This window comes from Sphingomonas sp. P3_C5 (assembly GCF_056402635.1).
Genome location: NZ_JBFUHA010000001.1, coordinates 281,444 through 294,292, shown reverse-complemented (window position 1 = coordinate 294,292; position 12,849 = coordinate 281,444). Strand labels below are relative to the sequence as shown.

Annotated in this window: 12 protein-coding genes; 6 read left to right on the top strand and 6 right to left on the bottom strand. The window is 65.2% G+C overall.

Annotated elements, in window-relative coordinates:
* Nucleotide 1: 1 nt before the first annotated feature.
* On the bottom strand, nt 2-295 hold the full coding sequence (locus tag AC1DVS_RS01345) for a hypothetical protein (protein ID WP_478019573.1): 294 nt from the start codon (nt 293-295) through the stop codon (nt 2-4).
* A gap of 100 nt (nt 296-395) precedes the next feature.
* Here AC1DVS_RS01345 and AC1DVS_RS01340 point away from each other — a divergent pair, with 100 nt between their 5' ends.
* Together AC1DVS_RS01340 and AC1DVS_RS01335 are read left to right on the top strand one after the other, a co-directional pair.
* A complete protein-coding gene (locus tag AC1DVS_RS01340) occupies nt 396-1,073 on the top strand; it encodes a glutathione S-transferase family protein (RefSeq protein ID WP_478019571.1) in 678 nt (225 codons plus the stop codon).
* Entirely contained in the window at nt 1,073-1,444 is a 372-nt protein-coding gene (locus AC1DVS_RS01335; RefSeq protein WP_478019569.1) for a tRNA-binding protein, read from the top strand. Before AC1DVS_RS01340 ends, AC1DVS_RS01335 begins: the two co-directional genes overlap by 1 nt.
* A 391-nt stretch (nt 1,445-1,835) precedes the next feature.
* On the opposite strand, the gene AC1DVS_RS01330 is transcribed toward AC1DVS_RS01335, so the two are convergent.
* Nucleotides 1,836-2,270, bottom strand: coding sequence for a YidH family protein (locus AC1DVS_RS01330; protein WP_478019567.1), 435 nt, complete (start codon nt 2,268-2,270; stop codon nt 1,836-1,838).
* A gap of 28 nt (nt 2,271-2,298) precedes the next feature.
* Nucleotides 2,299-4,896 (bottom strand): aminopeptidase N, encoded by a 2,598-nt coding sequence (pepN, locus tag AC1DVS_RS01325; protein ID WP_478019565.1) that lies wholly within the window; start codon nt 4,894-4,896, stop codon nt 2,299-2,301.
* A 136-nt stretch (nt 4,897-5,032) separates the two neighbouring features.
* Between pepN and AC1DVS_RS01320 the strand changes: the two genes are divergently transcribed.
* Together AC1DVS_RS01320 and AC1DVS_RS01315 are read left to right on the top strand one after the other, a co-directional pair.
* The gene (locus tag AC1DVS_RS01320; protein ID WP_478019563.1) at nt 5,033-6,679 is read left to right on the top strand and encodes a M28 family peptidase; all 1,647 of its coding nucleotides are present in this window, start codon (nt 5,033-5,035) and stop codon (nt 6,677-6,679) included.
* A 13-nt stretch (nt 6,680-6,692) separates the two neighbouring features.
* Entirely contained in the window at nt 6,693-7,532 is an 840-nt protein-coding gene (locus AC1DVS_RS01315; RefSeq protein WP_478019561.1) for a Rossmann-fold NAD(P)-binding domain-containing protein, read from the top strand.
* Here the strand turns inward: AC1DVS_RS01315 and AC1DVS_RS01310 are convergent.
* The 3 genes from AC1DVS_RS01310 to AC1DVS_RS01300 all read right to left on the bottom strand — a co-directional run bounded on the left by AC1DVS_RS01310 (nt 7,442) and on the right by AC1DVS_RS01300 (nt 11,603).
* Nucleotides 7,442-8,359 (bottom strand): DMT family transporter, encoded by a 918-nt coding sequence (locus tag AC1DVS_RS01310; RefSeq protein WP_478019559.1) that lies wholly within the window; start codon nt 8,357-8,359, stop codon nt 7,442-7,444. The genes AC1DVS_RS01315 and AC1DVS_RS01310 overlap by 91 nt on opposite strands.
* A 74-nt stretch (nt 8,360-8,433) precedes the next feature.
* The gene (locus AC1DVS_RS01305) at nt 8,434-9,435 is read right to left on the bottom strand and encodes a threonine aldolase family protein (protein WP_478019557.1); all 1,002 of its coding nucleotides are present in this window, start codon (nt 9,433-9,435) and stop codon (nt 8,434-8,436) included.
* A gap of 56 nt (nt 9,436-9,491) precedes the next feature.
* A complete protein-coding gene (locus tag AC1DVS_RS01300) occupies nt 9,492-11,603 on the bottom strand; it encodes a transglycosylase domain-containing protein (RefSeq protein WP_478019555.1) in 2,112 nt (703 codons plus the stop codon).
* Between the two features lie 197 nt (nt 11,604-11,800).
* Between AC1DVS_RS01300 and AC1DVS_RS01295 the strand changes: the two genes are divergently transcribed.
* Together AC1DVS_RS01295 and AC1DVS_RS01290 are read left to right on the top strand one after the other, a co-directional pair.
* A complete protein-coding gene (locus AC1DVS_RS01295; protein WP_478019553.1) occupies nt 11,801-12,385 on the top strand; it encodes an NADPH-dependent FMN reductase in 585 nt (194 codons plus the stop codon).
* 5 nt (nt 12,386-12,390) lie between these two features.
* Nucleotides 12,391-12,846, top strand: coding sequence for an SRPBCC family protein (locus AC1DVS_RS01290; RefSeq protein WP_478019551.1), 456 nt, complete (start codon nt 12,391-12,393; stop codon nt 12,844-12,846).
* Nucleotides 12,847-12,849 lie beyond the last annotated feature (3 nt).

Below are 12,849 nucleotides of genomic sequence, written 5' to 3'. Positions count from 1 at the left end.
CCTATTCGCGATCGCCAAGAAAAAAGGTCGATCCTGCCCGGCTCGGTATCGGAAAGCCGCCCAGGAGCGCGATGGCATAGCCCAGTGTCCGCGTTACGGGATTGTGAGTCATCCTCGGCCGAACCGCCGGAGGCCGCTGTGCCACCTCGGCGAGCAGCGCGCGCGCATCGGCAACGCTATCCGCATGCACCCGCACCTCTATGCCGCCGAGCGCGACCGCGAGCGGCCAGACCTGTGCGTGCCTTAGCCCGAAAGCATAGGCCGGCACGCCGTACCACGCGAACATCGAGAGCATCACGGCTGTTTCGGCTGGCCGTAAGTGATCGCCACTGTCTCGTACGAATCGTCGGCCATCATGCCTTCCCCCGCCAGCCAAGCCGATCTAACACGATTTCATGTGGCAGCTTTATCAATTCCCCCTGTGTCCCTTTTCGCGGAAAGTCCGGCTCCTGCTCGGCGAAAAGGGCGTCGGTTATGATCTCGTCCGCGAATCCCCCTGGGACCGGCGGGACGAATTTCTCGACATGAACCCGGCCGGCCAGGTGCCGGTGATGGCCGATCCCAATCGCAATGTGCTGTTGATGGATTCGATGGCGATCTGCGAATATCTGGAGGAAACCGTCGACAAGGCGGCGATGATCAACGGCACCGCGGTCAACCGCGCCGAGATCAGGCGGCTGGTCGCCTGGTTCGATACGCAATATTTCCAGGACGTCACCGCCCCCCTGCTCGGCGAGCGGATGATGAAGCGTCTTGTCACCAAGGCCTCCCCAGACGCGAAGATCCTGCGCGAGGCGATGAAGGCGGCCGAGCGCCATCTCGATTATACCGATTATCTGCTCGATCATCACAACTGGATGGCGGGCGCAACGATGAGCCTGGCCGATCTCGCAGCAGCGGCGCAGATCTCGGTCGCCGATTATCTCGGCGGGGTAGACTGGAAGGGGCACGAGCAGACCGCGCGCTGGTACCGCGGCTTCAAGAGCCGCCCGAGCTTCCGGCCTTTGCTGTCCGAACGGATGGAGGGCATCTCGCCGCCCAAATCCTATGATGATGTCGATTTCGATTTCTGATGCACAAGACGCCTGATCCTGAAGAGCCCGTGGCCGCGACCATCGGATTCGACGATTTCCTTGCGGTCGATATCCGCGTCGGCACGATCGTGGAGGCGCTTCCCTTCCCCGAGGCGCGCAAGCCGGCGTACCGGCTGGTGATCGATTTTGGTCCGGTGATCGGCGTCAAGCGCTCGTCGGCCCAGATCACTGAGCATTACACGCTCGAGGAACTGCCCGGCCGCCAGGTCGCCGCAGTGGTCAATTTCCCGCCACGCCAGATCGGCCCGATGATGTCCGAGGTGCTGACGCTTGGCTTCCCCGATCCCGACGGCAAGGTCGTGCTGTTTCAACCGGACACGAAGGTGCCCGATGGCGGGCGGCTCTTTTAGAGCGGCGAAAAGCCGGTTGATTCAACCGGAGTTCGAATTGTCGCAATGTGCGAACCGGACGGAGCGTAAAACCTCCGGCTACGCTCTTTGACATGATGGTCGAAACCTCGGTGTTCCGCCTGTCCCTGTCCCTGTTCCTTCCCTGTACCCGGGTACGGCTCTCCCTGTTATGTCCAACACCTCTCCCTGTTATTTCCAACACGCCTCCCTGTTATTGAATAACAGGGAGGGCGCCTTTCAAGACATTGAATCAGCCCGCTAAATTTGCCGAAAAAATCCAACAAAAGGGCCAAAATCGGGCCAAAAAATAAAATCCTCCCTGTTAATTGCCGATAACAGGGAGAAACCGCCGATTTTCGTGCCCTGCCATTGAAGGTCGAATCGGCAATAACTAGCTGGCGAGCAGCCCCACGAACGCAGCGATCGAGACGAGTAACAGGAAACCGTTGACCCCGATCAGCATCGCTGCCGGCAGGCGCCGGGTCTCGGGTTGCGGCGCGACCTTCGGCATCAACTCGCGCCACACGGCGACGATAAAGCAGAAGCCGCTGAACAGGGCGAGCAGGCACCCCGTCGGCAGGATCAGCCAGTGCGGCACCGTTTTGTCGAGCAACGTGCGCGCGCCCACCGCTGAGGCCAGCGCGGCCAGTCCGGTCCGCACCCAGGCGGCATAGGTCCGCTCGGCGGCAAGGATCGTCCGGTCGGCCGCGAGAGCGGTGCGGCGATCAGCATTATCGGCCTGCTGCGCCTCGCTTTCCTGCACCGCCGCCGCGCTTTCAGCGACCTTGGCATGAGTCCGCTCGGCGCGCTCGGCGGGATCGCTCATCATCCCTCCTGCGAGTCACGGGTCTTTGTCAGCCTTGCAGGCTCTTCGATGCCTGTTCGAACATGTCCTTCGACAAACCCGGCGTCGCGAGGATTCGTTCCAGTTCGGCGCGCATCAGCGCCCCGCGGGCCTCGTCGAACCGCCGCCAGCGGCCGAGCGGCGGGATCAGCTTCGCTGCGGTCTGCGGGTTGAGCTTGTCGAGTGCGATCAGCTGGTCAGTGACGAAGCGGTAGCCGGCGCCATCGCTCGAATGGAAAGCGCGCTGGTTGACGCTGAACGCCCCGACCAGCGAGCGGGCGCGATTGGGGTTGGCGAGGGTGAAATCGCGGTGCCTGGCAAGCTCCTGCACCGTCGTCAGCGTATCGTCGCGCGACGACAGGGCCTGGGTCGAGAACCATTTGTCGAGGACGAGCGCATTGTCCGAATAGCGGTTGTAGAAAATATCGAGCGCTGCGATCCGCCGATCCGAGGCGCCGTTGACGAGCGTGGTGAGTGCGCCCTGGCGATCGGTCATGTTGTCGGCCGCTTCGAACTGGGCGAAGGCAAGCGCGGCTGCCTCATCGCCGCCATTGGCCGCGATATAGCCAAGCGACACCGTCCGCAGCCGGCGCATCCCCTTGGCGAGCGGCGAATATTGGAAATGGTCCGCACGCGCCGCATCATATTCAGCGCGCCATTTCGCATCGAGCGAGCGACCGATATCGCGCCTGAGCGCCTCGCGCGCGGCAAAGATCGCCTCCGGATCGACGAGCTGCATCTGGTCGCCGATAAAGCTTTCGGATGGCAGCAACACGGCCTCGGCAACAAAGGCGCGGTCGAGCTGCGGGTCGTCGAGCGTGTTGGCGATCGCGTCGATCACCGCGCGGTGATCCGCTCGGCCATGCGTCGCGCTGGCGACGAGCGTGTCGAGCATCAGCTGCTGCATCGCCTCGTAGCGCGCGAACGGATCGTCGTCATGCGCCGACAGGAAAGCGAGGTCGGCGGCAGTTCGGTCCGTCTCGACGATCACGGGCGCCGAGAAGCCGCGATTGATCGACAGCACGGGGCGCTCGGCGACTGCGTCGAAGCTGATCCGCTCCTCGGCACTGGTCAGCAGGATCAACTGCTCCGGGCCGATCGGCTGACCGGTCCCGGTGCCGAACAATTTGATCTTGAGCGGCAGCACCATCGGCGCCTTGTCGGCCTCGCCAGGGGTCGGCAGCGTGCGTTGCGAGAGCGTCAGCACCGCGCGGCCGCTATCCGGCTCATGCGCCATCGACGCTGTCACTCGCGGCGTGCCTGCCTGGCTGTACCAGAGGCGGAACTGGGTAAGATCGACGCCGCCCGCTTCTTCCATGCACGCGACGAAGTCCTCGCAGGTCGCGGCAGTCCCGTCGAAGCGCTCGAAATACAGGTCGGTCGCGGCGCGGAAGCGCTTCGGCCCGAGCATCGTCGCCATCATCCGGATGACCTCGGCGCCCTTGTTGTAGATGGTCGCTGTGTAGAAGTTGGAGATCTCCTGATAGGCATCGGGGCGGATCGGGTGCGCGAGCGGCCCGGCATCCTCTGGGAATTGCGCGGCACGCAGGCCCCGCACATCCTCGATCCGCTTGACCGCCGCCGATCCCTGATCGGCCGAGAAGCTCTGGTCGCGAAAGACGGTGAAGCCCTCTTTCAGCGAAAGCTGGAACCAGTCGCGGCAGGTGATGCGGTTGCCCGACCAGTTGTGGAAATATTCATGCGCGACTACCGCAGCGATCGCATCGAAATCATAATCGGTCGCTGTGTCGGGGTCAGCCAGCACATAGCGCGAGTTGAAGATGTTTAGCCCCTTATTCTCCATCGCGCCGAAGTTGAAATCATCGACCGCGACGATGTTGAACACGTCGAGATCATATTCCCGGCCATAGACCCGCTCGTCCCAGGCCATCGCCGTCTTGAGCGCCTCGAGCGCATGGTCGGTCTTGGATAGATCGGCGGCGCGAACCCAGATGCCGAGCGAAACCTCGCGGCCCGATCCGGTGACGAAGGTGCCGCGATTGGCGACCAGATCGCCCGCGACCAGCGCGAACAGATAACAGGGCTTGGGAAAGGGATCATGCCACTCCGCCCAATGCCGCCCATCGCCAAGATCGCCCGTATCGATCGGGTCGCCATTGGCGAGCAGCACGGGGAAGCGCGCCTTGTCGGCCGTCATCCGCACCTTGTAACGGCTGAGCACGTCAGGCCGGTCGGGGAAGAAAGTGATGCGGCGAAACCCTTCAGCCTCGCACTGGGTGCAGAGATTCCCACCTGAGGCATAGAGCCCCATCAGCTGCGTGTTGCGCTCGGGCGCGATCTCGACCTCGGTCTCGATCACATGCGCGGACCCGGAGAGCGGGATCACCAGCACATCGTCTTCGATCCGCCAGTCGTTGATCGCCACGCCGTCGACCGTCACTGAAAGCGGCACCTGGCCGCCGCCATCAAGTCGGAGCGGCCGATCGTGCTGGCTCTCACGCACCACCTCGAGCACGGCCCGCACCCGCGTCGCCGCCGGATCGAGCGCGAAGTCGAGCGATATCTCCGGCACCAGCCAGTCGGGCGGGCGATAATCCTCGCGGCGTGTGATATGCGGGTGGGCGGTGGCGGTCTGAATATCGAGCATATCCGAGGATGTAGGGGCCAGTTTCCGGCTGTGCCACCGAAATCGGCCGCCCCTGCTGCGTCCCCTCACTGACGCCAATTGTGCGCCTGTGCGCCGTGGTGCTAGGTCGGGTCTTCAGGCTGGCGAGGGAAAAGGCATGTTTCGATCGATCGGGGCGATCGTATTGGCGACTATTGCGTCCGCCACGCTTGCCCAGGCGACGACGCCGGTCCCCAAACGCGACCCCGCCGCGATCAACGCCATCGTCAACGCGCCGCTTCCTGACGACCAGGCGGCGATGAAGGCGCATGTGATGTTCCTCGCCTCGGATGCGATGCGCGGGCGCGAGGCGGGCAGCCCCGAATTCGATATCGCCGCGCAATATGTCGCGGCGCAATTCTACGCCGCCGGGCTCAGGCCCGCCGGCGACGATGGCGGCTATCTCCAGAAAGTCCCGCTCGTCACCTATCATGCCGCCGACAAGGGCGATCTCGTCCTGTCGCGCAAGGGTGCCGCTCCGCTGCGGCTGGTCTTCGGCGACGACTATGTGCCCGGCGCAATCGCCGGCAAGGCCGAGACCGCACTCGATACACGCGTGGTGTTCGTCGGATACGGCATCGTCGCGCCGCAATATAAGCGGGACGATTATGCGGGGGTCGATGTGAAGGGCAAGATCGTCGCCTATTTCGGCGGTGCGCCCGGCGACTATCAAAGCGAGGAGCGCGCGCATTTCGCCAGCCCAATCACCAAGGCGATGATCGCCGAGGCGCGCGGTGCGGTCGGCGCGATCCTCCTGCAGCGCGGCACTGGCGGCGGCGGACGAGGATGGGATCAGGTCCGCACGACCTGGGCGCGTCGCGACGGCACCGGCGAAGTGGCCGGCGTGCCACAGCTCGCGACGCTTACCGACAAGGGCGCCGCCAAGCTGTTCGCCGGCGCCAGGCACCCATGGCCGCAGGTCGCGAAGCAGGCAGGCGTGGACAATGCGGTGTTCGAGGCGGAACAGCTGCCCGGCAACCTGACGGTCGCGCTGCGGACAGTGTTTCAACAGGGCGCGAGCAGCAATGTGGCTGGCATCATTCCCGGCAGCGATCCCAAACTCGGGCCTGAGGTCGTCATCCTGTCGGCCCATCTCGATCATCTCGGCGTCCGCGCGCCGGTCAATGGCGATGCGATCTATAATGGCGCTGAGGACAATGCCGTCGGCATCGCTTCGCTGATCGAGGAGGCGCGGCGCTTCAAACTCTCCGGCAAGCCGCCCCGCCGCAGCGTGATGTTCCTCGCGGTCACCGCCGAGGAGAAAGGGCTGGTCGGTTCAAGCTATTTCGCTGCCCACCCGACGGTGCCGATCGACCGGATTGTCGCTGACGTGAATCTCGACATGCCGGTCCTCACCTATAAATTCGAGGACATGACCGTGTTCGGCGCCGAGCGGTCGACGCTGGGGCCGATCGTCGCCAAGGCGGTCGCGACGCTGGGCGTGAGCCTGTCCCCTGATCCCGATCCGTCAGAGAGCTTCTTCGTGCGCTCGGACCATTACAACTTCGTCCGCAAGGGCATTCCCTCGGTATTCCTGTGGCCGGGCGAGGCTGGCCCCGGCAAGGCGGCGTTCGAGGATTTCCTGGCGCATCATTATCACCAGCCCTCGGACGAGGTGTCGCTGCCGATCGACTGGAGCCAGGGCATCCGCTTCGTCGACGCCAATTATGCAATCGCGCGCGAGATCGCCGATGGCGATGCCCGCCCGCGCTGGAACAAGGGCGATTTCTTCGGGCTGCTCTACAATGGCTATGGGGCGAGATAGCGGGGCGGTTGGGATGCCGCGCCTTCTCGTCTTCGGCCTCGGCTATACCGCAAACGCGCTCGCCACGCGGCTCATGGCGGCGGGATGGCAGGTTATCGGCACGAGCCGGGATGGCGGGCGCGGCACGATCGCGTTTGACGACGAAGCGGGGGTGCGTGCGGAGATCGCGCGGGCGAGCCACATCCTGTCCTCCGTACCGCCCGCTGGCGAGAGCGACCCGGTGCTCGACCGCTACGGCCCGCTGATCGAGGCGAGCAGTGCGTGGCGCGGCTATCTCTCCTCCACCGGCGTCTATGGCGATGCCGGCGGCGCATGGGTCGACGAGACGGCTCGCGTCGGCGGCGGCCGGCGCGGCGCCCGCGCGGCAGCGGATGCGGCGTGGCTGGCAATGGGGGCGCGCGTGTTCAGGTTGCCGGGCATCTATGGCCCCGGCCGCTCAGCCCTTGAGCGCGTCGCTGAGGGCCGGGCTCATCTGATCGACCAGCCGGGGCAGATCTTCAGCCGCGTCCATGTCGACGATATCGTCTCGGGCGTGATCGCTGGTTTCGATGGGCCGCCCGGCGCCTATAATCTGGCGGACGATACGCCGGCGAGCCAGAACCATGTCATCGCCTTTGCCGCGCACCTACTGGGCCGCGATCCGCCGCCCTTCGTGGAGCTCGATGCTCTGTCGCCGGCGGCGCGCGCCTTCTACTCGGAGAACCGCCGCGTCGCGAACAGCAAGGCGAAGCGCGTCCTCGGCTGGGCGCCGCTTTATCCCGACTACCGCGCCGGCCTGCGCGCCCTCAGCGCGATGATCAGCCCGATCCCGGTCAACACCGCACCTGCCCCTGCGAGCAGCGACCAGCGATAGCCCTCGAACACCGTCGAAAGCAGCATTGCGATCACCGGCACGATCACACTCGAATAGGCCGCCTTGGCGGGGCCAATGATCCGCAGCACACCGAAATAGAGGGTGAAAGCCAGCGCAGAGGCGAAGATGCCGAGATAGGCGAGGCCCAACAGATAAACCGGGCTTGTGTCGATCACCGGCGGTCCGCTCGTCGTCCAGGCGATCGTCGCATCCATGGCCGAGCCGATCAACATGGCGACGGCAAGCGTCGGCGCCATCGCATAGCGCCGCGCGGTCTCGGTGCCCTGAAGCACATTGGCGCACGACGCCGAGAGCACGCCGAGCAAAGTGATGCCGATCCCGGTCAGCGCAGCGCGGGGCCCGTGCGGATCGGATCTGGCTTCGTGCAGGAACAGCAAGGCGATGCCGCCCATCGCGATCGTACATCCAAGGATCAGCTGCGCGCCGAGCCGCTGGCCAAGGAAGATCCGTCCCAGCACCGCGTTGGGAATCAGCAGCAGCGCAAACACCACCGCCACCAGCCCCGAGGTGATATAGGTCTCGGCACGGTAGACGAAGTTGAAGTTGAGGCAGAACTGGGTGAGCGCGAGCACTGCCACGAAGCGCCAGCCACGTGCATCGAGCGAAATCCGCTCGCCGCGGATCGTTGCATAAGCCAGCATGGTCAGCCCGCCGATCAGGAAACGGTAGCTCACGGACCAGCCAAGCGGCACCGTGTTGACCTGTCCGCGAATGACGATCCAGGTCGATCCCCAGATCAGTGTCACGATCGCGAACGGGATCAGCACTGCCAGGCGGCTCGATTGCGGAGGTGGCAGATCGCTCATCATCGTCCCCTAGCGTCCGGCGAGACCAAGCGGGAACCGCGATTTCCTTATTGGTTGATAAGCTGCGCCTATGATCAAAGCGCCGCGATCGCGTTGGCGAGTGGCCGGATCGCGGCTTCGCTCTGGCTCCAGGACACCACCAGCCGCGCCTCACCCGGACCCCAGTCGTAGAAATCGAAGCCGAGGGTGCGAAGCTTTGTCGCCTCTTCAGGCGACACCCGCAGGAACACTTCATTGGCCTCGACAGGATTGACCAGCCGGTCGCCCGCCGCCCGTGCCAGCAATGTCGCGCCGGCATTGGCGATGTGGGCATTCTCAAGCCACAAATCGCCGTCGAGCATCGCGAGGATCTGCGCTGCAAGGTAGCGGCCCTTGGACAGCAGCAATCCCGCGCGCTTGCGGCGATAGAGCGTCGCGTCCGCAAGCTCGGGCTTGAAGAAGATGAGGCACTCAGCACTCATCCCGCCATTCTTGACGAAGCCGAAGCTCAGCGCATCGACCCCGGCCCGCCACGTCACATCGGACGGCGCGCAATCGAGATGCGCGACGGCATTGGCAAAACGGGCGCCGTCCATGTGGAGGCCAAGGTTGCGGGCGCGGGCGAGGTCGCCGATCGCGGCGACGTCGTCGGGCGAATAGACCAGGCCATATTCAGTCGCATTGGTGATCGAGATCGCGTGCGGCTGGACCTGGTGGACGTCGTTGCGGGTCGCATCGAGCACCGCCTTGATCGCATCCGGCGTCAGCTTCGCGCCCGCCCCCTCGGCGAGCAGCAGCTTGGCGCCGTGGGTGTAGAATTCGGGCGCGCCGCATTCGTCATTCTGGATATGGGCATCGCGGTGGCAGACGATCGCGCCGTGCGGCGGGCAGAGCGCCGCGAGCGCAAGGCAATTGGCCGAAGTGCCCGACGGCACCCAGAGCGCGCGGACATCGGTTTCGAACAGATCCGAGAAGCGCCCGTCGAGCTGCTTGCTCCAGGCATCGCCGTCATAGGCGGTGTCGAGGACATTCGCATCGGCCAGCGCGGCGAGCACAGCTGGATGTACTGGGGCGGCGTTGTCGGAGAAGAAGCGCATGCTCAGCGCCTTGCTGCGAGAGGGCGGGCACGTCAACACGAACCCTTGCTTATGCCCTATTCGTCATTCTCTCGCTCCCGCTGCGGCGCGCGATCGTCACGACGGGGCGGTGGCGGGGCATCGTCGCGGCGTGACGGTTTGAGATCGATGCTGCCGTCGCGGCCGATATGGAGATTGAGGCCGAGCCCGTCGATCACGCCCTCGAGCGTCGGGCCGGGGCCGGCATCCGGATCGATCATATTGTCGGGGTCGTCGGAATTGTCGTTCACCGGCTCGGGCGCAGCCTTGGGGCCGACGCCAAGCGCCTGCTGCATGAAATCACGCCATACCCGGGCCGGGATGCCGCCGCCCGACAGGCCGGGATTGGGGCTGTTGTCGTCATTGCCGATCCAAACGCCGCAGACCAGGCCGTTGGCGAAGCCGAGGAACAGCGCATCGCGATTGTCCTGCGTCGTGCCGGTCTTGCCATAGGTGTTGACGGAGAGCGCGGCCTGTCGGCCAGTGCCGGTTTCCGCCGAGGCCGACAGCAGATCCAGCATCTCGTCGCGGATCTGCCCGGTCAGCGGGTGCGATCGCTGGGTGAGATTCTCATACCAGCTCTGGTCACGCGCTTCCTCGAGCCCGCGGGCACTGACCGGATAGGATTCATTGGCAACCGCCGCATAAGCGGAGGTCAGTTCAAGCAGCGATACGGTCGAGGTGCCGAGCGCGATCGTTGCCTCATTGGGGATCGGAGTCGAGATGCCGAGATCGCGCGCCGCCTCGATCACCCTGTTCACCCCGACCTTCTGGATCAGCCGGGCGGCGGCGACGTTGCTCGACTTGGCGAAGGCCTGGCGGAGCGTAATCGGCCCCTGATAGCGGCCGTCGCTGTTCTTCGGCGACCAGTCGCCGATCGTGATCGGCGAATCGTCGACCATCGAATCGGGGGTCATGCCGGCGCGCATCGCCGCCAGATAGACGAACAGCTTGAACGCCGAACCCGGCTGGCGCCGCGCCTGGGTCGCGCGGTTGAACGGGCTCTCGGCATAGGATTTGCCGCCGACCATCGCCACCACCCGGCCATCGGGATGCATCGCGACCAGCGCGATCTGCGCCTGGCGGAGCCCGACACGCTTCACCGCGCGCTCCGCCGCGCGTTGCAGGCGCCGGTCGAGCGTCGTCTTGACCGTCGTCTCCGTGACGATCTCGCCAGCCCGGTCGCGGGCCTCGGGCAGCACCCAGTCAGCGAAATAGGTGCCGTCGGGCAGCGGCACGATCCGGTCAGCCGCGAGCCGGGCCGGCGAGACATTGGCGGCGGTCGCCTTGTCGAGGAAGCCGGCCTCGACCATCGCCGCGACCACCAGTTTCTGGCGTTTGCGCGCCCCCTCCAGATTGACGGTCGGGGCGAGCCTGGAGGGTGCCTTGACCAACCCGGCCAGCATCGCTGCCTGGCCGATCGACAGCTTCTCCGGCGAGCGGTTGAAATAGTGTCTGGCGGCGGCGCGCAGGCCATAGACATTGTCGCCGAAATAGACGTTCGACAGATAGCGCGAGAGGATCTGGTCCTTGGACAGCCATGCCTCGAGCCAGAAGGCGATCATTACCTCGCGGACCTTGCGCGCGGCGGTGCGATCCGAATCGAGGAAGCTGTTCTTGGCGAGCTGTTGGGTGATGGTGCTGCCGCCCTCGTGCAGACGGCCCGAGCTCATATTGTGGAAAAAGGCGCGCGCGATGCCGCGTGGATCGATTCCCCAGTGCGAACGGAAGCGCCGGTCCTCAATCGCGAGGAAGGCGTTGGTGACGTTCTTGGGCAGGGTCGCGGCATCGACTGGTTTGTCGATGATCGCCCCGCGCCGCGCGATCGGCGAGCCATCGGCGGCGAGCAGGGTGATGCTCGGCGGCGTCAGCGGTTTGAGCGATTGCGAGAGTGGCGCCGTGACCGCCAGCCAGCCGACCACCAGCACGAACAACAAAATGAGCACGCCGAGCCCGCGCATGACCCAGCGCAAGCGCCGCGGCCGCCGCACGACCGGCAGGTTGGTGGTATAGGTTTCGGGGGCTTCGGGCTGGTCGAAATAATCGGCTGCGTAGCGGCCATAGCCGCTCGGCGGCGGCAGGCCCTCGGTCAGGTCGAGCGGCGTCTGGGCGCCGGGCCCGGCGGCCGGATCAAAGGGATATGGACGCATCGTCTCTCTCAACCCGTCCTGTTACGCCGCCCGAAGGTGTGTTAGCGTAATAGAACAGTGATCGCAAGCATTTGCCATAGCGCGTCCTAACAGCAGGCGCGCCAGCTTGCGAGGGCTCCGACGCGAACTGGCCATTGAGGCACAAGTGCGCAATCGCTATCCAGCTTGAGCGCGCCTCCGCGCCCTAAGGATCCCGAATGACCGATTCCCCCGCCCCATTACCACTCGTCGTGGGGATCGGCGGCACGATCGGCGGGATCTCGTCGACCGAGCGCGCACTCCGGATCGCGCTCGATGCTGCGTGCAAGGAGGGTTTCCGCACCCGTATGTTCGGCGGCGCCGACATGGCGCGGCTGCCGCTTTACGATCCGAGGGCGACCACGCGGACCGAACATGAACGCGAGTTCGTGGAGACGGTGCGCCAGGCATCGGCGCTGATCATCGCCAGCCCCGGCTATCACGGCAGTATCTCGGGCGTGGTCAAGAACGCCCTCGATCTCCTCGAGGAGACCGCGCGCGACGAGCGGCCCTATCTCGCCGACATGCCGGTCGGGCTCATCGCAACCGCATATGGCTGGCAGGCGACTGGGAGCACGATCGCGGCGCTGCGCTCGATCGTCCATGCGTTGCGCGGCTGGCCGACACCCTTTGCCGCGGCGATCAATACCCAGCTCACCAAGTTCGACGATGAAGGCGGCAGTAGCGATCCGGCAGTGCTCGAGCAGCTCTCGCTGATCGGCCGCCAAGTCGCCCGCTTCGCGCCGCTGGCCCAGAATGGATGACCATCATGGATGACGGGATCAGATGGGCGCGAGGGTTTGAGCCCGAAGCGTCCCCTGTCCATGTCGTCAACCGGATCGATACCGGGACAGCGGCCCCGATCGTCTGGCGGCGGCTCATCAATGCCATGGGCTGGCCCGCAATCTATGAGAATGCCAGTAATGTGAAGGTCGAGGGCGGCGGCGGCGATCTGTTCGCGGGCGCGCGCTTCACCTGGAAGACCTTCGGCATCGCGCTCGAAAGCGAAGTGAAGGAGTTCGAACCCGAGACCCGCATCGCCTGGCTCGCAACCGGCCTGGGCGTCCAGGCCTATCACGCCTGGCTGATCACGCCGAAAGCCAGCGGCTGCACGATCCTGACCGAAGAGACCCAGCACGGCCTGGTCGCTCGCTCGGGCCGGCTGATCTTCCCGAGCCGTATGGAGCGCTGGCACCAGAAATGGCTCGAGGCGCTCGCCGCCTGAGCC